The 24,122-nt window shown below is 39.2% G+C and carries 22 protein-coding genes; 13 read left to right on the top strand and 9 right to left on the bottom strand.

Features of this window, described 5'->3' with window-relative positions:
• Positions 1-54: 54 nt before the first annotated feature.
• Positions 55-2,520, bottom strand: coding sequence for a hypothetical protein (locus ALW18_05675; protein AOE52053.1), 2,466 nt, complete (start codon positions 2,518-2,520; stop codon positions 55-57).
• Positions 2,521-2,726: 206 nt separating this feature from the next.
• Here ALW18_05675 and ALW18_05670 point away from each other — a divergent pair, with 206 nt between their 5' ends.
• The 4 genes from ALW18_05670 to ALW18_05655 all read left to right on the top strand — a co-directional run bounded on the left by ALW18_05670 (position 2,727) and on the right by ALW18_05655 (position 4,633).
• Positions 2,727-3,305, top strand: coding sequence for a cytochrome B (locus ALW18_05670; GenBank protein AOE52052.1), 579 nt, complete (start codon positions 2,727-2,729; stop codon positions 3,303-3,305).
• A gap of 26 nt (positions 3,306-3,331) precedes the next feature.
• Entirely contained in the window at positions 3,332-3,529 is a 198-nt protein-coding gene (locus ALW18_05665) for a hypothetical protein (protein ID AOE52051.1), read from the top strand.
• Between the two features lie 64 nt (positions 3,530-3,593).
• Entirely contained in the window at positions 3,594-4,352 is a 759-nt protein-coding gene (locus tag ALW18_05660; protein AOE52050.1) for a Maebl, read from the top strand.
• A gap of 14 nt (positions 4,353-4,366) precedes the next feature.
• A complete protein-coding gene (locus ALW18_05655; GenBank protein ID AOE52049.1) occupies positions 4,367-4,633 on the top strand; it encodes a hypothetical protein in 267 nt (88 codons plus the stop codon).
• A gap of 337 nt (positions 4,634-4,970) precedes the next feature.
• Here ALW18_05655 and ALW18_05650 read toward each other — a convergent pair whose 3' ends face one another.
• From ALW18_05650 to ALW18_05635, 4 genes are all read right to left on the bottom strand, one after another.
• Positions 4,971-7,472 carry a hypothetical protein gene (locus ALW18_05650; protein ID AOE52048.1) on the bottom strand — a complete coding sequence of 834 codons (2,502 nt, stop codon included), beginning with the start codon at positions 7,470-7,472 and terminating at the stop codon, positions 4,971-4,973.
• Between the two features lie 7 nt (positions 7,473-7,479).
• Positions 7,480-7,896: a 3-dehydroquinate dehydratase gene (locus ALW18_05645; GenBank protein AOE52047.1), complete on the bottom strand. Its 417-nt coding sequence runs from the start codon at positions 7,894-7,896 to the stop codon at positions 7,480-7,482.
• Positions 7,897-8,034: 138 nt separating this feature from the next.
• Positions 8,035-8,580: a hypothetical protein gene (locus ALW18_05640; protein ID AOE52046.1), complete on the bottom strand. Its 546-nt coding sequence runs from the start codon at positions 8,578-8,580 to the stop codon at positions 8,035-8,037.
• 19 nt (positions 8,581-8,599) lie between these two features.
• Positions 8,600-9,130, bottom strand: coding sequence for a hypothetical protein (locus ALW18_05635; GenBank protein ID AOE52045.1), 531 nt, complete (start codon positions 9,128-9,130; stop codon positions 8,600-8,602).
• Between the two features lie 349 nt (positions 9,131-9,479).
• Between ALW18_05635 and ALW18_05630 the strand changes: the two genes are divergently transcribed.
• Complete coding sequence (locus ALW18_05630; protein ID AOE52044.1) at positions 9,480-10,004, top strand: hypothetical protein; 525 nt, start codon at positions 9,480-9,482, stop codon at positions 10,002-10,004.
• 161 nt (positions 10,005-10,165) lie between these two features.
• Entirely contained in the window at positions 10,166-10,783 is a 618-nt protein-coding gene (locus ALW18_05625) for a hypothetical protein (protein ID AOE52043.1), read from the top strand.
• A 78-nt stretch (positions 10,784-10,861) separates the two neighbouring features.
• Here the strand turns inward: ALW18_05625 and ALW18_05620 are convergent, their stop codons facing one another.
• A complete protein-coding gene (locus ALW18_05620) occupies positions 10,862-11,476 on the bottom strand; it encodes a hypothetical protein (protein ID AOE52042.1) in 615 nt (204 codons plus the stop codon).
• A gap of 94 nt (positions 11,477-11,570) precedes the next feature.
• Here ALW18_05620 and ALW18_05615 point away from each other — a divergent pair, with 94 nt between their 5' ends.
• The 7 genes from ALW18_05615 (at position 11,571) to ALW18_05585 (ending at position 21,293) form a co-directional block, all read left to right on the top strand.
• A complete protein-coding gene (locus tag ALW18_05615; GenBank protein AOE52041.1) occupies positions 11,571-12,488 on the top strand; it encodes an integrase in 918 nt (305 codons plus the stop codon).
• Between the two features lie 75 nt (positions 12,489-12,563).
• Complete coding sequence (locus ALW18_05610) at positions 12,564-14,087, top strand: hypothetical protein (GenBank protein AOE52040.1); 1,524 nt, start codon at positions 12,564-12,566, stop codon at positions 14,085-14,087.
• On the top strand, positions 14,074-14,466 hold the full coding sequence (locus tag ALW18_05605; GenBank protein AOE52039.1) for a hypothetical protein: 393 nt from the start codon (positions 14,074-14,076) through the stop codon (positions 14,464-14,466). Before ALW18_05610 ends, ALW18_05605 begins: the two co-directional genes overlap by 14 nt.
• A gap of 115 nt (positions 14,467-14,581) precedes the next feature.
• The gene (locus ALW18_05600) at positions 14,582-15,175 is read left to right on the top strand and encodes a TetR family transcriptional regulator (protein AOE52038.1); all 594 of its coding nucleotides are present in this window, start codon (positions 14,582-14,584) and stop codon (positions 15,173-15,175) included.
• Between the two features lie 200 nt (positions 15,176-15,375).
• On the top strand, positions 15,376-16,521 hold the full coding sequence (locus tag ALW18_05595) for an RND transporter (protein AOE52037.1): 1,146 nt from the start codon (positions 15,376-15,378) through the stop codon (positions 16,519-16,521).
• Positions 16,522-16,552: 31 nt separating this feature from the next.
• Positions 16,553-19,759: a multidrug transporter AcrB gene (locus ALW18_05590; GenBank protein AOE52036.1), complete on the top strand. Its 3,207-nt coding sequence runs from the start codon at positions 16,553-16,555 to the stop codon at positions 19,757-19,759.
• Between the two features lie 121 nt (positions 19,760-19,880).
• A complete protein-coding gene (locus tag ALW18_05585) occupies positions 19,881-21,293 on the top strand; it encodes an RND transporter (protein ID AOE52035.1) in 1,413 nt (470 codons plus the stop codon).
• A 100-nt stretch (positions 21,294-21,393) separates the two neighbouring features.
• Here ALW18_05585 and ALW18_05580 read toward each other — a convergent pair whose 3' ends face one another.
• The 3 genes from ALW18_05580 to ALW18_05570 all read right to left on the bottom strand — a co-directional run bounded on the left by ALW18_05580 (position 21,394) and on the right by ALW18_05570 (position 23,934).
• Positions 21,394-21,885 (bottom strand): hypothetical protein, encoded by a 492-nt coding sequence (locus ALW18_05580; protein AOE52034.1) that lies wholly within the window; start codon positions 21,883-21,885, stop codon positions 21,394-21,396.
• A 47-nt stretch (positions 21,886-21,932) separates the two neighbouring features.
• Positions 21,933-22,232: a hypothetical protein gene (locus ALW18_05575; GenBank protein AOE52033.1), complete on the bottom strand. Its 300-nt coding sequence runs from the start codon at positions 22,230-22,232 to the stop codon at positions 21,933-21,935.
• 139 nt (positions 22,233-22,371) lie between these two features.
• On the bottom strand, positions 22,372-23,934 hold the full coding sequence (locus ALW18_05570; protein ID AOE52032.1) for a ribonuclease: 1,563 nt from the start codon (positions 23,932-23,934) through the stop codon (positions 22,372-22,374).
• Between the last annotated feature and the right edge of the window lie 188 nt (positions 23,935-24,122).

The following is a 24,122-nucleotide window of genomic DNA, read 5'->3' as shown; positions in this document are numbered from 1 at the left end:
CGCTGCTGAAAATGCAATCAGCAGGGTTATCAAATAAAATACATGTTTCATAGATTACAACACGTCTAAAAATTTAAGCCCAAACATTATACCGTCGCTCTGGAAACCGCCCTGGTACGAACGTACATAGTCTACACGGAGCATTCTGAAGCTGCCGATTCCAATGTTGTCAAATCCGGCAGTAAACTCATGGTATGGTTTAAAGTCAGGCGTTGCGATATTGTGGTAGCCTACAACAAGGTTCCATTGCAGGTAGTTAAGTAGCGGAATCTTGTTCATTACATAGCCTTTAAAGTTATGTTCTGCATGAAGCTCAAAGTACGAATTGTTAGTGCTTAGGCTGTAATACGGCAGTATGTTAAACCTGCTCAGGTTTTGATTACCGGAGTTAACATGGGTTTCGTTACCGTTAAAGTGTTTAAAATCGGTAAAGGCGATACCATCGGCATTAAAGAATTTACCACCTTTTACACTTATGCCAAAGTCGCCCTTATTGCCAAACGTAGTTTTATACGAGGCACTTGCCTGTACATGATCGTACTCATACTCTTTTATGCTTCCTGCAAATGCTTTTTCGTAACGCACGTTAAGGGTAGGGTATTCGCCGTAATTAAGAATGTCTTTTCTTCCGTCAGGGAACGACCTGTAGTTAACGCCGAAGTTAAACGTTGCACCAATTGCGGCTTTATACAAAGTATGTGTCTGGAATGGCGCTGATGTGTAATTAAACGGATCAAGCGGATTGTTTGATGTATACTCATGGTCGTTCTTAATAAATGTCCAGTCGGCATTATTATACAACGGCCTTCTGCGAAGGTATTCTACATTGGCGCCAATACTGCTGCCTGGCCATAAAGTCTTTCCGTAGGCAATTCTTGCAAAGGTTTTGTCGTACAGCTTCATGTAGTTATCCTTAAAGAAAAGGGTACTTACCGAATTGACAAGCGGTGTGATATTTTGCGGGTTAAACTGCTCTATTGTGTTACCACCGGTAATGCTTACGCCATATAAATAGAGCATACCATTTACACGAAGTCGGTCTTCGGCAATACCATAATTAAAGGCAGCACTGGCATAGATATTCTTTTTCTTCGTTTCGTCTTCGGTTTTTACCAAAGGGATAGATATAGCAAGTTTGGTATCAAGGCTCCAGCCCTGAACGGTGTTGTAAGACGGAAGCTGTAAAACACCATCATAATTAAACCATGTCCCATTTGAGTTTCTGTAGGTATAACCCGTTACCGGACTATGCCATTTAAATTTACTATGAGCTTTGTTAACTGAATCTTTATAGGTAACCGATTTATATTTTTCCTGTATGCTGTCTTTTTTGGTGTAATCGGCTACTTCTTCCTGCGTAAGTGGAATAGGTCGTGTGGTATTCCAGTAAGTAGAATCTTTTTTGTTGGCTTCTTCCTCAATAACAATTACTTCCCTGCCAAAAGTTTTCTTTTCAAACTTATCTTTAAAAATGTAATTGGTGTAGATGTGGGTAAATGTCCCGGAAAATTTAATCCCGAAAGCTCCGGCATCAATATCAAATATCTGCGAGTTTTTAGACCATATCCTGTTTTCGGTATTAAACGTAAAGTTCTGCTTAATGTTCATACTGTTCAGAAATGGAACCTGCATCCTGTAACCTTTCAGGTTAAAATCCACAGCATAAATAGCATAGCTGTCGTCTACAATATAAATATAACCTTCTACTACCGGCTCTTTATCGCGGCGTGGCGTTACTTTTATTTTGTTGATCTGGTTGTTGTTCTCGTCAAAAAACGTTCCCTCCATTTTGTATCGGTAGTAGCCTAAAGCACCCGATCCTATGGGAGATATTATCTGAACTTCGTCCATATCCACATAAGTTTCGTAGAAGTTGTAGTAGGTATCCATAGCAGTATTATAGCTAAAACCGTTGTCGTTACCACTAATTTTAGACGCAATTATGCGCTCCTTAAGTTTATCGGGCTGCTCAAAAGTGATGTGGGACACTGTTTCCGAAAGATACAGAATACCGCTTCCCGTTGAATCTACCATACCTTCTGGCATGTCGATCTTCTGACCCATAATTCTTTTAGGGAGATCTTTTACACGAAAGATACCTTTAGAATAAAAGTCGGCTTCAAAGCGTCCTGTTCTGGCGGAGTTAATTTTACGGTTCTCTATTGCTTTTCGTATCACGGCATACGCCGGATCTTCGGTGTTAGAGATGGTAACTTCTTTCAGCTCGTAGTTTTCATCGTCAAGTACAACATCTTGGGTGTAAGGAAGCGTCTGAGCGTTTACAGTGATTTTTTTGGTTTTGAATCCGATGGACTGGAAAATAACAGTATACTTTCCCGGAGTTTTCACGGCCAGTTCATACTGTCCTTCTTCGTTGGCAGTGGTGCCGTTGTAGGTGTTTTCAATAGTAATGCTAACAAAAGGAATGCCCTCGCCGTTAGCACTTGTAATTTTTCCTTTTATCTGTGCATAAGAAGCTGCGCCCAGCAAAAGAAAAATTGCGGTAAGTAATTTGTGCATGGTTTTTTTGGTTATAGTAGGTTAATTGGTATTTAAATAGAAGACGTAATTTGTCTTAAAAGGGTTGCATCATGGGCAAAATAATTAATTGGTTATGTTGAGATAACGCATTGGGTTGTGTTTTCTTACAATATTCCAAAAAAATAATAACAATTCCTTTAAATTTCAATGGTAATAAGCCGCGAATACAATTTAAATTTGCACCCATGAGAGAAAAAAGATTCAACCTTGCCAGCAGGGTTTTACACTGGGCTATCGCTTTTACATTTTTATATATCTTACTAACCGTATTGCTTAGAATGGGGTGGATGAACAAGGGCAGTATGGGAAACATAATTCAGGATAACCTCGCCGAACAGAATATAACTATCAGCAATGATACGGCTGCTACTATTGGTAAAAAAGTACGCAAGCCTATGTGGCATACCCATATTATAGCAGGATATGTAATGACAGGCCTTTTTGTGGTACGAATTATACTTACCTGGATACAGGGAATGGGATTTGCCAATCCGTTAAAGAGTGGGTTGTCACGATATGAGAAATTTAAGTCGTGGGTATATATCTTGTTTTACCTGTTTTTAGGTACATCGCTATTTACCGGACTTATGAAAGTGTTAGGTCCTGAGAGTACAGAACATATCATGGAAGAGATACACGTGCTGTCGCTTTATTTTGCCGTTCCGTTTATTGTATTGCATACCTTCGGTGTTCTTATAGCCGATGCAGGGAAGGAGAGGGGCGTCATCTCTAAAATAATTAGTGGAGATAAACCCTTACAATAATTTTATACTATTGGAGTTTAAATAATATGGACGATATACCTAACATTGTAACTAATCCTATATTTAATGGATTGCATAAACTGCTCCAGGTTATGGGTGCTGCTGTGCGCTGGCTATGTTTTGTTGGCGACAGAAATCTAAACTATCTTATGCTTCAAAAAGAACTTAATGCTTTCATAGGTGTATTTGTTTTAGCATGTGGTGCAGGCCTTTTCATCATATAAACTACTATTAAAAATTCTGCTCCTCTAATTGTTTTGCCTACCTTTGGGTTAAACATAAATTACCATGACCACTATACAGGATCTTAGGCTTGCTGTTCTAATTGATGCCGATAACGTGCCTTACGCTAACGTAAAGGAAATGTTTGAGGAAATTGCCAAATATGGCACGCCTACCTTTAAGCGTATCTATGCCGACTGGACAAAGCCAACTGTAGCAGGATGGAAGAAGGTATTGCTTGAAAATGCCATAACGCCTATTCAGCAGTACAGCTATTCTACCGGAAAAAATGCTACAGACAGCGCCATGATCATCGATGCTATGGATATACTGTATACAGGTAAGGTAGATGGTTTTTGTATTGTTTCTTCCGATAGCGATTTTACCCGACTGGCTACCCGTCTACGCGAAGCAGGAATGAAGGTTATTGGTATTGGTGAGCAGAAAACGCTCGTACCTTTTATATCTGCCTGTGATAAGTTTATCTACATAGAAATTTTAGGTAAAACCGACACAGACCATGAACATGAAGACGATGCTAAGGAAGGAAAATCGGTAAGGGCAGCTAAAGAAAGCATTAGTAAAGTAGATAAAAGGCTTATTAAGTTACTTACCAGCAGCATTAACGACATTGCCGACGAAAACGGCTGGGCTTTTTTGGGCGAGCTTGGTAACTTTATGCTTAAAAAACAACCTGATTTCGACTCCCGTAACTACGGATTCCCTAAAATGCTTGCGCTGATAAAAAGCATAGACCGTTTTGTTGTAGATGAAAGGGACACCGGAAAAGGAAAGATTAAACACGTATTTGTAAAAAATAAATAATTGCACAGTTACCTATGAAGAAGCTGACCGAAGCTGTATTGCAAAAAGATAGTACGGTAAACAAAATACAGTTTGATAAAGAATGGTTTTATTCTGTAGAAGACCTGGAAGATTATATTAACGAAGATCTTTCGGGGGTAGAATCTGTTACGCTGCCAATTGAGTTTGATGGCGTAAAATACCCAACACGATGCACTACATGGGAAGACATGGTGCGCTACCTTGAAAAAGACCCGGTAGCAGGTTTCAGGGATAGTGTGTTGAGGAAGAAGAAAAAGTAAGTATGCAGTATGCAGTCACAGTTTGCAGTGATCAGTATCAGTTTACAGTTAGCCCTGGCTCATGGTCTAGGTGACTGCGAGGAGGCACGATAAAGCAATCTGTATTAGATTGCCGCACTCCACTGCGTTTCGTTCGCAATGACAGAGCTAAATACTGATCATTGCCAACTTATACTGATCATCGAACACTGATCATCGAACACTGATCATCGAACACTGATCACTGAATACTGATCACTGAATACTGATCACTGAATACTGATCACTGAATACTGATCACTGAATACTGATCACTGAATACTGATCACTGAATACTGATCACTGAATACTGAATACTCTACTCAAGTATATCCAAAAACGTCAGTCCGAAGATTACCCCATCAGTTAAGAAGCCGCTTTCGTACGATCGTACATAGTCTATTCTCAAAAAACGAGCTTTTCCCCAACCAACATTATCAAGCCCTACGCTAAATTCCATATACGGACTACGGTCTGGTGTGGCTAGCATATGATATCCCGCAACCAGATAGTAATTCAGCTTGTTTAACAGCGGAATAGAATTGGTTATGAATCCCTGGAAATTATGCTCAGCGTGAACTTCAACATACGAGTCGTTTGTGCTGTGCGAATAATACGGAAGCAGGTTAAACACATTCAGGTAACGTTCAGAACGGCCTACATGGGTTTGGTTTCCGTTAAAGTGTTTGTAATCGGTAAAGGCAATATTATCAGAGCCAAAGAATTTTCCTGCTCTAAAGCTCGTGCCTAGTTCTCCTTTGTTACCTAGTGTAATATCATATGTAAGGCGTGCGGAAAAATGATCGAAATTGTAGTCGCTTATGCTGGATGCAAAACCTTTTTCGTATTTCAGGAAAAGGCGCGGATATCTTTCATCGGCAATATTCTCCTTGGCGTTAGGCCTTGTACGGTACTTTTGCCCGAAGCTTATACGTGTAGCAATTGATGCCTTAAACATATTGTGTTTTTCGAAAGCAGGCAAATCGTTATTTGCCTCTAATGCCGGGTCGTTGGTATATAACAATAACGGATTGTTGGACGTATACGGTTTGTATTTGTCTTTAAGCGTTGAGAAGTTAGTATTGTTGAATAGTGAACGTTTACGGGTATATTCAAACGTACCATACAGGTATAGCCCATTGGTAACCTCTTCCTCATAGCTTAGGCGTACAAAATTGTTATCGAACAATTTCATGTAGTTGTCCCTGAAAAACAGCGTACTAATACTGTTTACAATTTTGTTCACAGGCTTCTCCGGGTTAAACTGCTCGATGCTGCTACCTCCGTGAAGGGTAATTATCCTCTTAGAAAAATTATTGAATTTATGTGCGATGGTTCCGGTAGCCCTAAAGCGTTTTTCGGCGAAGCCATAACTAAGGTCGGTACCAAAAGTAGTATACGATGTCCTGTCGGCATTATACTGCGTGAAATAGAATCCTGGCGAAAGGTGGTATGCCTGTACACTGTTAAATGCCAGCCTTCGGGCAATACCGGTGTAATTTATTTCCCAGTTTTCGTAAGTGTTATGATAGGTGTATCCTACAGGTATAGAAGTCCATGTAAATTTATTAAGCACTTTGTCGGCTTCATCCATGTACTCTTTTGTTTTTCGAATATCCTGAAGGCTGTCTTTACGTTTGTAATCATCGCTTTCTTCCTGTGTTAGCGGAATAGGGCGATTGCTATTCCAATACGAGTCCGGTTTTTTGTTGGCGTTTTCTTCAAACGAAAGAATCTCCGCACTAAAGTCGCCTTTCTCAAATTTAGGGTTGATACTGAAATTGCTATATACATAGGTAAACCTCCCTGAAAAACCAATGCCAAAAAGGCCCGCATCAAAATCAAGCGTTTGTACGTTTTTAGTCCATAGCTTTTCTTTGGCGTTGTAGCCAAAGTTTTGTTTTATATTCAGGGTGTTAAGTAATTCCTGTTCTATCTGGCTTCCTTTAATATTAAGGTCGGTGGCATAGATCTGCCAGTTATCGTCTACAATATAAATGTATCCGGTCATGGCAGGTTCCTTCTCTCTTTTAGGAGTAACCTTTATTTTATTGATAAGCTGCTTTTCATTGGTGTAAAAAGTACTTTCCAGTTGATACCTGTAATAGTTAAAAGCATTATCGGCAATGGGTGATACCACATTTACTTCAAACGGAAGATAGTTCTCATAAAAATCAAATTCGGCAGCATCGGCATTGTTGTAACTAAAGCCGCTATCGTCACCGCTGACTTTAGAGGCAATAACACGCTCATTTATCTTGCCCGGTTTTTGGTATTTTACGTGCGATACAGTTTCGGAAAGGTAAAGTATACCGCTTCCTTTTTCGTTAAGCGAAGAGCCTAAGTCGCCAATTTCCTGTCCTAATATTTTTTTAGGTACATTTTTAAGCCTGAAGATACCGCGCGAATAAAAATCGGCTTCAAAGCCATTTATCTTTTGTGAATTGATTTTCCTGTTGGCAATTGCATTGCGGATAATCGCATCTGCCGGATTATCCTTGTTAGAAATAACCACTTCGTTAAGGATAAAGTTTTCTTCTTCCAGCGTAACATTAAGCGTATGAGGAAGTGAAACCACATCTATAGTCACCTCACGGGTTTTATATCCCAAAGATTGAAATACAATAGTAAACCGCCCTTTTTCTTTAAGGATAAGGGAGTAGCTTCCATCTTCGTTAGATGAGGTTCCGTTGTAGGTATTAGCCACAACTATACTTGCAAAGGGGATAGGTTCTCCGTTTTTAGAGTTTACCCAGCCTTTAACCTGTGCCAGGACAGGAAGCCCTGCAAGCAGGACGAATAGTAAGATGGCTTTTTTCATATAGATGTTAAAGTATAAACGATTGTATTGCCAGCTCATAGCTTCTAAGTCCGAAACCTATAATAACGCCCGCCGAAACAGGTGACAGGTACGATTGATGCCTGAAGCTTTCACGCGAAAAAGTATTCGATATATGTACTTCTACAACAGGTGCGGTAACCGCCTTAACGGCATCGGCAATACCTATAGAAGTATGGGTATAAGCCCCTGCATTTAATATTATGCCATCATGGCTAAAACCGGCTTCCTGAATTTTTGTTATCAGTTCGCCTTCAATGTTGCTTTGGTAATAGTGCAGCTTAATACCGAGATATTTTTGCTGTAGTTCTGCTAGGTAATCTTCAAAAGTACGGCCTCCGTAAATTTCGGGTTCGCGTGTACCCAGAAGATTAAGGTTTGGGCCGTTGATAATAGTAATGTTCATGCGTGTAATTTGTAGTGTAAATGTAGCTATAAGGCGGTAAGTGTGTATGCGGGTTAATGATTATTTTAACATAATTAGAAATAAAAAAAACCGGTTCGCCTTAAAGACGACCGGTTTTTTGAATATTATATAAAATTTTTAGAACATATAACCAACAGAAAGTTGGAATACGTTGTTCTTAACATCTACTTCGCTAACGTCTGATACGTTGTTAAGACCTACAGTATAACGTGCCTGGGCAAATAAACCTGCAATAATTTTAAGTTCTACACCACCTGCTGCTGCAAGATCAAAGCTTTTGGTTTCAAAAGCATCTTTTGCATCACTCACAAGGAAAGAGAATTGTGGTCCTGCCATAAGGCTTAATCTTTCAGGAAGAATGTAAAATTTAGCCATTACCGGTACAGAGATGTAATCAAGGTTGATATCTCTTGCAATGTCTAGTGCGGTATCTTTATAAGTTGCACCCTGAGAAGAGAATAAACCTTCTGCCTGTACAGAGAATGTAGGAACAATGTTTAGTTCTAACACAGCACCTGCGTGAAAATTAGTAATACCATCGGTATCAATATCTCCTGAGAAGTTTGAAAAGTTAGCTCCGGCTTTAATACCAAAGTTAATTGCCTGTGCCTGCATAGCAAAGCTTCCTGCTAGCGCTGCAAATAAAAAAATGATCTTTTTCATGTTTATCAAATTTAATTGGTTAAAATAAAAATCCTAAAGACAACTGTATTACCGAGTTTTTAAGATCGGCGTTATCGGCCAAGCTGTTCTGGCCCCATATGTAACGGCCTGTTATAGAAATGCCGTTGGTTAATTCGTACTCAAGCCCTGCCGCAATGCCAAGGTCAAAACTTTTGCTCTCTACAGGAGTAACATTCTTTGTTTCTCCTAATAGTAATCCAAACTGTGGCCCTGCGTGAATGTTGAACGATTCGTTTAAATAGATCTTCGCAAGAACAGGCATCAGTAAATAATTTAGTTTATAGTCATCGTCGCTGTTTTTAATCTGTGCTCCCTGCGTAGAATACAGTAATTCTGGCTGAAGCGTAAGATTGTCTAACAATATAAACTCTTTAAGCATACCAATATGAAAACTTGTAAGACTTTTAAAACTACCATCATCACTTCCATTGAGGCTGCTAAAATTAACGCCGCCTTTAATTCCAAATGATTGGGCATTAGATGTATAAGCTAATAAGAACACAAGTGCTGCAAATGCTGCTTTTTTCATACTGAACTACTAAAATTACTTAAGCAAAAGTAGAGAAAAGTAGTACTAATAAAACTTTTTTAACCGTATTTTAGCTTTTTTAGTATGTTAAAATTTTATTAAATATATAAATGAGACTCTTGAATTTAACAAGTATATCGTGAGTCTTTTTGGTAAAAAGTATTTCGGTTTAACTTATTGATAATTAATGTATTTTATGTGGTTTTATGATTATGGAATTATAGTAATTCGAATATTAGACTATATGTGTGTTAAAAAAGTTACAAAAAATACCCAATATTAGGTATAGTACTTGTTAAAAAAAATAATAAGTTTGCCTCAACACAAAACCAATTAAATTTAAACACAAATGAAAAAAATCTTATTATCAGTTGCTGCAGTTATGGCATTTGGATTTGCTGCTCAGGCTCAGGACGGAAGTTTTACAGCAGGTATACATGTAGGAGCACCAATTGGAGATGCAGGAGATGTTTCTTCTTTTAACTTTGGTGTAGATGTAGCTTACCTTTGGAATGTTGCTGATGATTTTAAAGTTGGTGCAACTACAGGTTACACACATTTTTTAGGTAAAGACATTGACGAGACTATCATAACTCCGGCAGGACCAATGACTTTCTCTGCAACTGTAAAAGACTTTGGATTTATTCCTGTTGCAGCTACTGCTAAATATTCTCTAACTGAATCTTTCTTTGTGGGAGCAGACTTAGGTTATGCAATTTATGCAGGAAGCGGTGACGGAGACGGCGGTTTTTACTACCAGCCAAAGGTAGGTTACCAAATGGAAACGATAGATGTGTTCGCTTCTTACAAAGGTATCTCCCAGGATGGTGTTACAATATCAACTGTTGGTGTTGGCGCTGCTTATAAGTTCTAATAAACCAGCCAATTGCAATTATATTGAAAGCCTTTCGGTAACGGAAGGCTTTTTGTTAAACAAATCCTAAATAAAAGCTAAATTATTTTAAGAGGTTTTTTCCTGTAAAAAAATATCTACTTTTGACCGGTCAATTCAAAATAACCTTAATCAATTTAAAAATGAAAAAAATTCTACTATCAGCTGCGGCTGTAATTGCATTTGCTTTTAATGCACAGGCACAGGAAACAACAGGTGTAACAGGATTCTCTGAAGGAGATGTATTTATGACAGGTTCTGTTGGTTTTGGAACTACTAAAAACGGTGATAACAAATCAGATCAGTTTAACATCTCTCCTAAAGCAGGTTACTTTGTAACAAGTAACATTGCAATCGGAGCTCAGATAGGGTACACAAGCAGAACTACATCTGTAGAAAATCCTTTGGGTCCCGGATCAGTAGATCAGGATACAAACAGTTTTTCGGTAGGTGCTTTCGGAAGATATTACTTTACTCCTGCAAGAAACTTTTCTTTCTTCGGACAATTAGGTGTTGATTACGTTACAGACAAAACAGAAGTTGAAGGTTTACCGGGAGAATCCAAAAATAATGGATTTAATGTTGGTCTTGCTCCGGGTGTAAGCTATTTTGTGTCTGAACATATTGCTTTTGAAGCTACTTTCGGATTCTTAGGTTACAATACATCTAAACCGGATGTTGACGGTGCAGAATCTACAGATTCATTCAATATTGGTTTTGATTTAACAAATATCAACTTTGGTATTGTTTGCAAATTCTAATTAGAAGAGATTATAAAAATATAAAATCCCATTCGCAGCTGCGAATGGGATTTTTTGATTTTCAAAAGAAACTACTTCTTAAAATTTATATCCTATACCTAATTGGAAAACAGAGTTTTTAGCATCACTGTTTTCAAAGATATCAGTTAATCCAAGGTTATACCTTCCCGATGCAAATAATCCTACTTTAGTCTGGAACGTTAAACCTGCTGCAACACCAAATTCGAAATCTTTAGCTTCGTTAAGATCAAAGTCACCATCATCTGCATTTGCATCAATATCAATTTCCTCGTTTACTTTAAAGCTGAATTGCGGACCAACTTCAAGGCTTAAACCTTCAATAAGGTATACTTTAGCAAGTACCGGTACATTAACATAGTCAAGCTGATATTCTGCTTTACCTTCACCACCTAAAAAGCCTCCGTCAATATCACTTTTAAATCCTTGTCCTGAATATAATGCCTCTACCTGTAAAGAGAATATTTCTGCTAAAGGAAATTCAGCTAACAAACCTACGTGAAAGCTAGTTCTTGAATCGGGGCTGTCAAAATCATCTCCACTTATGGTTGCAAAGTTAACACCACCTTTTACACCAAAGCTTGGTGACATTGAACCACTAGGATCCTGTGCGTAAGATGTTGCTGCAACACCTAATCCGAATGCACAAACTGATAATAATTTAAATAGTTTCATCTTTTTATAAGTTTTAGTTTTGTATTTCAAAATTATAGCATTAAAATTGGCGTAATTCTCAAAGCATTCTTAATTCACATAACTTTAACCACGTATGAAAAGTTGGATTAAATTTATAAACGACTATAAATCATACCTGAAAATAGAGCGTGGGCTCTCCTTAAATTCTGTCGAAAATTACTGTTTTGATGTTCAGAGACTCGTGGAATACCTTGATAATAATGGGATTGATGTTTCTCCTGTAAAAATTGATGAAGAAATTATACAACAGTTTATTTACCATATTGCATCAGAGCTTAATCCGCGGACAAGGGCTCGGATAATTTCCGGTCTTAAGAGTTTTTTTAACTATTTAATTTTTGAAGATTACCGAAAAGAGACCCCAATGGAGCTTATTGAGGTGCCAAAAATTGGCAGAAAACTACCCGATACACTCTCTACAACCGAAATTGACAGTCTTATCAACGCTATTGAGCTAAATAAAACCGACAGGGAAGGCAAATCTCAGGGCGAACGTAACCGCGCCATGCTGGAAACATTGTATAGTTGCGGGTTGCGTGTTTCTGAACTTGTTACCCTCAAAGTATCTGACCTTTTTTTTGAAGAAGGGTTTATCAAGATTACCGGTAAGGGCAACAAACAGCGGTTTGTACCTATTGGCAGCTTTACGCAAAAGTATATTACTATATATATGGACGCAGAACGGAATAAACTCACCATTCAAAAGGGGCATGAGGATACACTTTTTTTAAACCGCCGGGGCAAAAGCCTTACCCGTGCTATGGTTTTTACTATAATTAAGGACCTGGCAGCTAAAATAAAACTAAACAAAACTATAAGCCCGCATACATTTCGCCATTCATTTGCAACGCACCTGCTGGAAAATGGTGCCGATTTGCGGTCAATTCAGTTAATGCTGGGCCATGAATCTATCACGACTACAGAGATTTATATGCACATAGATCGTAAATTCCTTAATAATGTTTTGAATACTTATCATCCAAGGCGATAATTTTGTACTAAAACATAAAATATTTTAATAAAAAGTTCTTAATTTTAAAACGTATACTAACGTTGCCAAATACGCATGGAGATTTTTAATGAGCCGCATTTACCTGATGGCGAAAACCCAATTGAATTTTATAAAAAGCTCCTGGACCAGGTGCCGGACCTTATTTTTAAAATACGCTGGGTAAAGGCTACAAGTTCTTATGCTATTAATTACTTAAGTCGCAGTATGTGCGATCTTTATGAAGTATCTCTGGAAACTATAGCATCAGGCCCGGAAAAGATTTTCTTTGAGAGAATTATCCCGGAAGATATCCCTCCTTTTATAAAAAGCCTTGAAAGTTCACGAAAGAAAAATGTAAAGTGGGATCATACTTATAGATTGAATCTACCATTAAAAGGACTGCGATGGATGCGCGTTACTGCAAAACCGGAAAAAGAAAAAGACGGCTCTGTAAGCTTTTACGGCAGAGCTACCGATATTACTGACCATAAAGAACAGGAAGCAAGGCTGCATGTGTCTGAACAGCGTTATAATTATGCGCTTAAGGCTGCATCTGAAGGCATTTGGGATTATGATATGGCTAATGAAACCGTTTATCTTTCTGCTCAACTTATGAAAATCTTAGGTAACAGAGAGGTGGAGGGCAATTGTCCTATTTCGTACTGGACAGACCATATACATCCTGATGACAAAGAAACATATATAAGAAATAAAGAAATTTACCTTAAAAAGAAGAATGCTACCTACGAAAGTATTTACAGGATACTTACAGCACAAGGTAAATATCGCTGGGTATTAAGCAGGGGGCGTATATCTGCTTATAATCCGGAAGGAAAGCCTACAAGAGCAATTGGCACATTAAAAGATATTACGCAGTTGAAAGAAAAAGAGGTAGAGTTAGGCAACACTATTAATATTATAGTAAGCCAGAACAACAGGCTTAACAACTTTGCACACATAGTATCGCATAACTTAAGGTCGCACGCCAGTAACCTTAAAATGCTGTTGGATCTGTTTAAGACAGCAGATGAAGAGGAAAAAGAGGAAATGCTTCAGCATCTTGAAGCCATTTCAGACGGGCTTAGCATTACCATAAGCCATCTAAAAGAACTTGTAGAGATACAAACAGAAATAAAGAACGTTAAGGAGAAGCTTAATTTAAGGCATTACCTTAAAAACATACTTAATATATTACATAACGAAATTAAAAAGCACAGTGTTAATATAGAAATTAATATACCTCTTGATGTAACAGTAAATTATAACTCTGCTTATCTTGAGAGTATATTGCTTAATTTTACCACAAATGCCATAAAGTATTCCAGCCCCGACAGGAAGCCTATGATATCATATGATTATGAGATTGTAGACGGGAAAAAAGTCCTTTCTATTTCAGATAACGGAGTGGGGATTGATTTAAAAAAGCACAAGAATTCGCTTTTTGGTATGTACAAAACCTTTCATAAAAACCAAAATGCAAGGGGTATAGGTTTATTTATAACCAAAAACCAGGTAGAAGCAATGGGAGGCAAGATAGAAGTGAGCAGCGAGTTAAACAAAGGGACCACTTTTAAAATTTATTTTGATGAAGAAAATTAGCAGTCTGTACGTTATAGACGACGATAAAATATACCATTTTTTGCTTAAGAACCTTTTTAAGCAAAATGGAATCGATGTGGCATCTACATTCTTTCTGAATGGGCATGATGCTATAGAGCATATCAAAAACAACGCTACAGAGGATAATCTGCCGGATCTTATATTGTTGGATGTTAATATGCCTATTATGAACGGCTGGCAGTTTCTGGACGAATTTGGTAAACTCGCAGATTTACCAAAGCGACCGACTATTTATATGATAAGTTCATCGAATAATGAGGTAGATATTAACAGATCTAAGGAGTTTAACGGCGCTGTGAGAGGTTATTTTTTAAAGCCTATTTGCAAGGAAGACCTTGATAAAATCTTTATTTCCTAGTGGTATAAGATATACTTATAGTGACTATAAATAAAAATAATAGAAAAAATCTAATAACATAAAACATTACGTATTACCTTTGCTTAACGCTGTTAAGTAATTTAAAAGCTATAAAATGGGAAGTAAAGAGAGAATTTTAAGACAGAAGGAAGAAACCCGTTCGAATATACTTAAGGCTGCCCGTGAGATTGTAAAAGAAGAAGGATGGCAGGGCCTGAGTATGCGTAAGATTGCAGACAAGATTGAATATACAGCTCCTATAATTTACGAATATTTTTCTAATAAAGAGGCTATTTTACAGGAACTAACCTGTAAAGGTTTCGTAATCCTGACCAAAGACCTGGAGGCTGCAAAGGCAGAATCTACAGATGCGGCAGAGCAGTTAGAAGCAATGTGGCTGGCATACTGGAACTTTGCCCTTAAGAACAAGGAAATGTATCAGTTAATGTATGGTGTAGAAATGACGTGCTGTGCGCAGCGTAACACCGAAACTGATGCTCCTTACGTTCTAATATCAAATGTTATCGCAGAGATAATGGGCGTTAAAGAACCTAAGCCGGAAGTTATAAAGCAAAAGTATTTCCTGTTCTTTTCTGTAATACATGGGTTGATCTCCATAAATATTGTTGGAAACGGTTTATCTGATGAAATAAATAAGCAAATATTAACAGACGCGATAACGGGCATTGTCCGGTATATAAAAGAATAAAAAAATTTGAATATCCATTTAACACCATTAAATAATTTAATCACTATATATTTTGAACATGAACACTAAGCATTAGCTTTTTTTTGAGAAATCACTTAACGCTGTTAAATGATTTATAAGAAGTAAATACCAAACATTAATCATTTCTTTTAAATTTTTTTGAACCATTACTTAACATCATTAAATAATCTAACGTCATTATGAAACGCATAATTTTAATCATAGCTATAGTACTTGTTGCCGGTATTGCATTTTATGGATTTTCCGGAAGTGGTGCAGAACAGGCAGCTGCACCTCAGGCTGTTTCGGTTCCTGTTTTTGAGATAGGAGCACGCGATGCAGTTACGTACCAGGAGTATCCTGTTACTGTTGAGGGAAGAACAAACGTAGAGATACGTCCGCAGGTAGACGGTTACCTTGACAAAGTTTTTGTAGATGAAGGTGCCTTTGTAAAAGCAGGCCAGCCTATCTTCAAGATAAACGAAAGCCGTTACCGCGAATTGCTAAACAATGCACAGGGCGCTCTTAATAGTGCAGAAGGTGCTCTTATAAACGCCAAACTTGAGGTTGAAAAAATGACACCGCTTGTAGAAGGTAAAGTAATCTCTGAGTTTCAGCTTAAAAATGCCAAAGCATCGGTTAAAATTGCCGAGGCGAACAGAAATCAGGCTCAGGCTGCCGTGGCATCTGCCAGGATTAACTTAGGGTACACGCTTATTACAGCTCCGGTAGATGGCTACATTACAAGACTCCCTAAAAAACAGGGAAGCCTTGTTTCTGCTGCCGACCCGATACCACTTACGCTAATGTCTGATATTCAGGAGATACATGCTTATTTCTCAATTGGGGAGGCTGATTTCATTGCTTTCAAAAATAAATTTGAAGGTAACACACTGGATGATAAATTGAAAAAACTGCCTCCCGTTACATTGGTATTGGCTGATAACAGCGAATATGAACAAAAAGGAAAAATTGATATGGTAGACGGCCAGTTTGATAAAACTACAGGTGCTATCACGCTAAGGGCAAGTTTTCCTAATGCTAAGGGCTTATTACGTTCGGGCAATACAGGAAAGGTTCGCCTTGGTATAAGCCACAACAATGTATTGCTTATTCCACAGGCTGTTACGGCAGAAGTTCAGGATAAAATATTTGTTTATGTAGTAGACAAAGACAATAAAGTGACCAAAAGCCCAATTACCATAATGGGTAAAAGCGGAACCGATTATCTTGTAAAAGACGGTATTAAAGCAGGTGACAGGCTTGTGTATAAAGGCTTTGAAACACTACAGGACGGCACAGTTATTATCCCTGAGAAAGTTCAGGAAGAAGTTGCTGCTAAATAATTACAAACTAACACTTTAAGCAAAACCAAACATGTTTAAGAAATTTATAGACCGGCCGGTTCTGGCAACGGTCATATCCATCCTATTGGTAATTGTAGGTATATTAGGCCTCGTAAAATTACCATTGCAGCAGTTCCCGGACATCGCCCCTCCGGCGGTACAGGTAACTGCGCTATACCCGGGTGCCAATGCCGAAACCGTACTTAGGTCGGTTGCGCCATCGCTGGAAGAGTCAATCAACGGTGTAGAGAACATGAGTTATATGAGCTCTACAGCGAGTAATGACGGATCATTAGTTATTACCGTTTACTTTAAACTGGGTACAGATCCTGACCAGGCTGCGGTAAACGTACAGAACAGGGTGTCTCAGGCTACCAGCCAGCTTCCGTCAGAAGTTATACAGGCGGGTGTAACCACTGCAAAACAGCAGAACAGCCTTATCATGGTATTGTCTATGTATACCGAAAACAATAAGGCATACGACCAGACATTCCTTGCGAATTATGCGCAGATAAACATTATTCCCGACATTAAAAGGATACCGGGTGTTGGGCAGTCAATGATATTTGGAGGTAGCAAAGATTACTCTATGAGGGTATGGCTTAAGCCTTCTCAAATGGCAACCTACAATATTACGCCAAGAGAAGTTACAGCTGCTATTCAGGATAAAAACTTAGAGGCTGCACCGGGTAAATTTGGTGAAAGCAGCAGCGAATCTTTCGAATACGTTATTAAATATAAAGGTAAGCTGAACAAGCCTACCGATTACGAAAACATAATTGTACGTACAAACACCGATGGTTCTATACTTCGTCTTAAAGACGTTGCAAGAGTAGAATTCGGAGCATATACCTATGGTAACTTTACAAGGGTAGATGGTAAACCGGGTGTAAATATCGCGGTAATGCAGCTTCCGGGCTCAAACGCAAATGATATTCAGGTATCTATTGCAGAGCTGATGGAAAAAGCGTCTAAAAACTTCCCTAAAGATGTAAAATACCTAACGCTTTACAACACAAAAAGAATGCTTGATGCTTCTATCGAGCAGGTAGAGCACACACTTATAGAGGCCTTTTTACTTGTATTCGTGGTGGTATATATATTCCTTCAGGATTTTAGGTCAACATTAATTCCGGCCATTGCGGTTCCGGTGGCAATCCTGGGAACGTTCTTTTTCATGTCACTGTTCGGATTCTCGATTAACATGCTAACCCTATTTGCATTAGTTCTTGCTATCGGTATCGTAGTAGATGATGCCATTGTCGTCGTCGAGGCGGTACACTCTAAATTAGAGCGCGGCTATCAGCCTAAACAGGCAACAACATCTGCCATGAGCGAAATTACAGGAGCAATTATTTCAATTACCCTGGTAATGTCGGCAGTATTCCTTCCGGTAGGTTTCATGGAAGGCTCAACAGGTGTATTCTACAGGCAGTTTGCATTAACACTGGCAATTGCAATTGTAATTTCGGCAGTAAATGCATTAACGCTGAGCCCTGCACTGGCCGCATTGTTCTTAAAAGGGCATGATACGCACAGCCACAATCATGATGATAAACATGCCGAATATAAAGCACCTAATTTTAAAGACAGGTTCTTTAAAGGTTTCAACGTAGGTTTCGACAAGATAACCAACCGTTATATGGGCAGCTTACGATTCCTTATAAAATACAGGTGGTTTAGTTTAGGCGGACTTGCAGTAGTTGTATTGGCAACAGCCTGGTTGATAAAAACCACGCCGTCAGGATTTATCCCTTCAGAAGATCAGGGATTTATTGCAATATCGGCTTCCATGCCGGCAGGTACATCGCTTGAAAGAACAACACAGGCTTTAGCCGAAGTTGAAAATATTTTAAGACCGGCAGAATACACACGTACGCTAAACATACTGGCAGGTTTCAATATGCTTACGCAGTCGTCAAGCCCTTCATTTGGGGTGGCATTCGTACTGCTTAAGGAAGATAAAGAACGTGGCGATGTAAGGAACATCGACCAGATCATGAATGATGTGCGCCAAAAGCTTTCGGCTGTGAAAGGGGCAAACTTCTTTGTGTTTACCTTCCCAACCGTACCGGGTTTCAGTAATATCGACGGACTTGATTTTGTACTTCAGGATCGTACCGGAGGCAAACTGGATAAATTTAGTGCTATTGGTAACAACTTTATTATGGAGTTGATGAAACGTCCTGAAATTGCTGTAGCATTTACGCCATTCAGGGCAGATTACCCGCAGTATGAAATGGAAGTTGATGATGTTAAAGCAGAGCAGCTTGGCGTTAGCATCCGCGAATTGATGTCTACCGTCCAGTCCTATTATGGTAGTGCACAGGTATCTGACTTTAACCGATTTGGTAAATACTACCGTGTTATGGTTCAGGCAGATAAAGACGACCGTTCTACTGCCGAATCATTAGGAGGTGTATTCGTTAGAAATAAAACAGGAGAGATGGTTCCGGTAAACACACTGGTAAAACTGCAAAGGGTTTACGGACCGGAGAATGCATCACGTTACAACCTGTTTAACTCTATGGGAGTAAACGCGATTCCGAAACCGGGATTCAGTTCCGGAGCAGCTATCAAGGCTGTGGAAGAAGTTGCAGCCAAACACCTTCCACCAGGATATTCATATGAATTCTCAGGTATGACAAGGGAAGAGATCATCTCAGGCGGACAGTCGGCAGTAGTGTTCTTAATGAGTTTATTGTTTGTGTACTTCCTGCTTGCAGCACAGTACGAAAGTTATATCCTTCCAATGGCGGTAATCCTTTCTATACCAACCGGTATCTTCGGGGTATTTGCAGCCATAGGGCTAACGGGAATATCGAATAACATTTACGTACAGGTGGCGCTTGTAATGCTTATTGGGTTGCTCGCCAAGAATGCCATTCTTATTGTGGAGTTTGCCGTACAGCGCCGAAGGGCAGGCAAGACTTTGCTATCGGCAGCGCTTGAAGCAGCTAAGCTAAGGCTTCGACCAATCATCATGACATCGCTTGCATTCATCGTGGGTCTAATCCCGATGATGGGGGCAGTAGGGCCATCTGCACAGGGTAACCACTCAATTAGTATTGGTGCAGCAGGAGGAATGGTGTCAGGGGTAATACTTGGATTGTTCATCATTCCGGTATTGTTCATTGTGTTCCAGTACTTACAGGAAAAAGTTACGGGTGTGCCATTCAAAGCCACCGGGGCAGAAGCTGTAGAGCATCTGAAAGAAGAATTAGAACTAGTTAAATAAATAAACTTAAAGGTTATTGTTTGTTTTTTGTCGGCTCCTTCCTCTCATACCTATTACCGGAGGTGGGGCTGGCATACAACAACATTACTTCAAGCAACTTAAAATATACCACCATTTAAAAATGAAAACGTATAATATTTATCTTCTCTTTACAGCAGTCCTGATACTTACAGGTTGTAAAGTGTCTAAAGATATAGAAACACCGCAGCCGGAACTTCCGCAGGCATACAGAAATGCCACTGCAAGTACCGATACTACAAGTGTTGCATCGATAGAATGGAAACAGTTCTTTCCCGATGCTAACCTTCAGGAGCTTATCGGTAAGGCCGTAACTAATAATTACGACATGCAGACGGCGATTAAAAACATTGAATCGGCACAGCTTCAGCTAAGGCAAACAAAATGGAATAACGTTCCGCAGCTTAGTATGGGCGTCACGGCAAATACCAGTATTCCGTCACAAAATAGCTTAAACGGTATAAGCCTCGCCAACTTTCTAAACACAAGCCATATAGAGGATTACAACGCGGGAGGTTCACTTTCGTGGGAAGCCGATATCTGGGGGAAATTGAGAGGACGTAAAAAAGAGGCTTTAGCCCTTTATTTAAAAACAGAAGAAGCCAGGAAACTGGTTCAGACCAATATTGTAGCTTCTGTAGCGCAGGGATACTACAATCTTTTAATGCTTGATGCCCAATTGGCTATCGCTAAAAAGAACCTGGAGCTGAATGAAAATACAGTTCGTATTGTAAAAATGCAGTTCGGTTCGGGACAGGTAACTACATTGGCGGTACAACAAACCGAAGCACAACGCTTAAGGGCTGCTCAGATAGTACCGCAGCTTGAAAAAGAAGTTACCATTCAGGAGAATGCCCTTAGTATACTTACCGGTGCACTTCCGGCAGAAATAGTGCGCAATACAACTTTAGACCTGACACCGCTACATACGCAGTTGTCGGCAGGAGTTCCATCATCAATCGTAAGTCAGAGACCCGATGTAAAGGGTACAGAATATGAACTGGCAGCAGCCAATGCAAGGGTAGGGGTTACCAAAGCCTCAATGTACCCGGCGCTAAATATTACAGCGCAAGGCGGTGTCAATTCGTTTAAATCGGATAACTGGTTTAATATGCCAGCTTCATTATTTGGTATGGTGGCCGGTAGCCTTACACAGCCATTGTTGCAAAGAAGGCAGCTTCGTACACAGTACGAGGTAGCCAAAGTTGAGCGCGAAAAAGCAGTTATTGCCTTCAGGCAGTCGGTACTAATAGCCGTAGGCGAAGTATCAGACGCGCTGGTGAGGGTAGAAAAACTTAAACAGGAGCAGGAGTTTGCGGCGGAAAGAGTGGCCAACCTGCAAAAAGCTACAACCAATGCCGACATGCTGTTTAAAAGCGGCATGGCCAATTATCTGGAAGTGATAACAGCACAAAGCAATGTGCTGCAAAGCGAACTGGATCTGGCGGCATTAAAAAGAGACCAGCTTAACGCGGTGGCCCAGTTATACAGGTCACTCGGCGGAGGCTGGAGGTAATGGTGTTATTGTTTTAAGTGGAAAAACCCTTCTCTGTTAGTTCAGGGGAGGGTTTTGTGTCTAGGATGTGGATTGCAAATCCAATCTATAGAGGTGATGATTATTCTTTATAATTTTCTATTAAATCTTCACATTGATATTTAAGAATTATAGCTGACTCTTTTCGGCTTTCTTCACCTACATAATTAAAAAGAATAGAATTTACCCTTAAGGCGATTCTCAATTTTTCAGATTCGCTTAATTCAGGAGACAACCCATTTAAAACCTGACTACTTATTTTTTTGTTATACACATACCTAATAGAGGATCCTCCATCGCCAATACCAATATATTCTTCTGGGTAATCTTTAAAATATAAAACAGTATTTGAAAATGGCTGCCTTTTAAATTCGGCAATTATTTCTCTTATCTCTGCATTTTCTGAGTTCTCGATCCGGTGGGTATTATAAATTTTTGTCCATGTTGAATCAGAATTGCAGCATGAACTTAAGTGAATAATTTCAGAGGTCTTTTTATTTATGAAAAAGCCATCACAAGATATCGCGGCGAAAGAGAATAATACTGCTATAATTAAGAATTGATGTTTTTTCATTTTTGAAATCTAAATTGTTATTTAAATATATTCCTCTCTACTGCGTATTAAATTTTCTTTATAAGCTTTACTATTACAAATGTAATCATTGCATATACAGCTGCAACAAGTATTAATATAAACAACCAATATGGTAATACCCAAAATATAAAATACTCAAAGCTCTTAAGTATGTAATAGTCTTTAATACCAAAAACTTCCATGCCTTCTTTTATTGTAGTTATATAAAGTACCAATAGAAAGGCTATCAGGTAGTAAAGGAGATATTTAAAGAATTTTTCCATACTAATTACTTTTTGCTGCTGGCGCGAGCGTCCCGCTCGTGTCCAATTATAAATAATATACATTACAATTAAGTGGTGAGCCTGATACTCAATAGTTGCTGAGGAGCTTTATATAAATCTACACAAAAAAACTCCGAAGTTTCCTCCGGAGTTTTTATGTTTTTAAAGCCTAAGCTACTAATAAATTTAGTGCCTCAGCAACTTATTTCGCAATATTAACTGCCCTTGTTTCCCTGATTACGGTAATTTTTACCTGTCCGGGATAGGTCATTTCAGTCTGTATCTTGTGAGAGATTTCGAAAGAAAGGTTAGCGGCCATATCATCGCTTACTTTTTCGCTTTCTACGATAACACGAAGCTCACGTCCTGCCTGGATAGCATAGGCACTCTTAACGCCCTGGAATCCGTAAGCAATATCTTCAAGGTCTTTAAGACGCTGAATGTAAGAGTCAAGAACCTGTCTCCTTGCACCCGGTCTTGCACCCGATATAGCATCACACACCTGAACGATAGGTGATAGTAAAGACTTCATTTCTATCTCGTCATGGTGAGCACCAATAGCGTTGCACACTTCTTCTTTTTCACCATATTTCTCAGCCCACTGCATACCCAATAATGCGTGAGGAAGGTCGCTTTCAGCATCCGGCACTTTACCGATATCGTGAAGTAAACCGGCTCTTTTAGCAAGCTTAACATTAAGCCCAAGTTCTGCAGCCATAATACCACAAAGCTTAGCAACTTCACGCGAGTGTTGAAGTAAGTTCTGTCCGTAAGAAGAACGGTACTTCATTCTTCCCACGATTTTTATAAGTTCAGGGTGAAGTCCGTGGATACCAAGATCGATCACGGTACGTTTACCAACTTCAATAATTTCGTCTTCAATTTGTTTTGCTGTCTTACCAACAACCTCTTCGATACGTGCAGGGTGAATCCTACCGTCTGTAACAAGTTTGTGTAGTGCAAGGCGTGCAATTTCCCTTCTTACAGGGTCAAAACAAGAAAGGATAATAGCTTCTGGGGTATCATCTACAATGATCTCAACACCTGTTGCAGCTTCAAGCGCACGGATGTTACGACCTTCACGTCCAATGATACGTCCTTTAACGTCATCAGATTCAATGTTGAATACAGATACACAGTTTTCTACTGCTTCCTCTGTACCAACACGCTGAATCGTGCTGATGATGATCTTTTTAGCCTCCTGTGCAGCGGTAAGCTTAGCCTCTTCAATAGTATCCTGAATGTGAGACATAGCACTTGTTTTAGCCTCAGCTTTAAGGCTTTCTACAAGTTGGTTTTTCGCTTCATCTGCTGAAAGGCCTGAGATAACTTCAAGCTGGTCTACCTGGCTTTTGTGAAGCCTGTCAATTTCCTGTTGTTTTTTATCAAGGTATTCAACACGGGCATTATAATCGGCAATTTTTGCCTCTGCCTCGTCGTTTACCTTTTTAGTTTTAGCCAGTTCATTAGATACCTGCGATTCTTTATCACGTGTTCTTTTCTCTGCTTCGGCAATCTTTTTGTCTTTGCCTAAAATTACCTGTTCGTGCTCTGCTTTAAGCTCAAGAAATTTTTCTTTAGCCTGCAGTAATTTGTCTTTCTTTATAGATTCAGCCTCAGTTTGAGCCGTTTTAAGTATTGATCCCGCCTCTTTTTTGGCGTTTTTTATCAGGGTTGATACGTTTTTCTTTTCAAGGAACTTCGCAATTCCAAATCCGGCAGCGGCCCCAACGATCCCGATGATTATTATTAATGTAATGTCCATAGATTATGTTTGGTTGTGTATATGTATGTAAATAAAAAAGCCTACATCAGAAGTAATTGTATAAACTCGTATTGACAAGTTTTGGGCTAACCCGCTGTTCAAGGATCTGCTCAAGGCAGCTTGCTATAGTAGCGACGATTCACCCATTTTAAAGTATTGGCGTTGAGTTTATCAAATATGGACTAATG

This window comes from Flavobacterium psychrophilum, assembly GCA_001708385.1.
Classification (GTDB): Bacteria; Bacteroidota; Bacteroidia; order Flavobacteriales; family Flavobacteriaceae; genus Flavobacterium; species Flavobacterium psychrophilum_A.
This window is presented reverse-complemented; position numbering and strand designations above follow the sequence as displayed.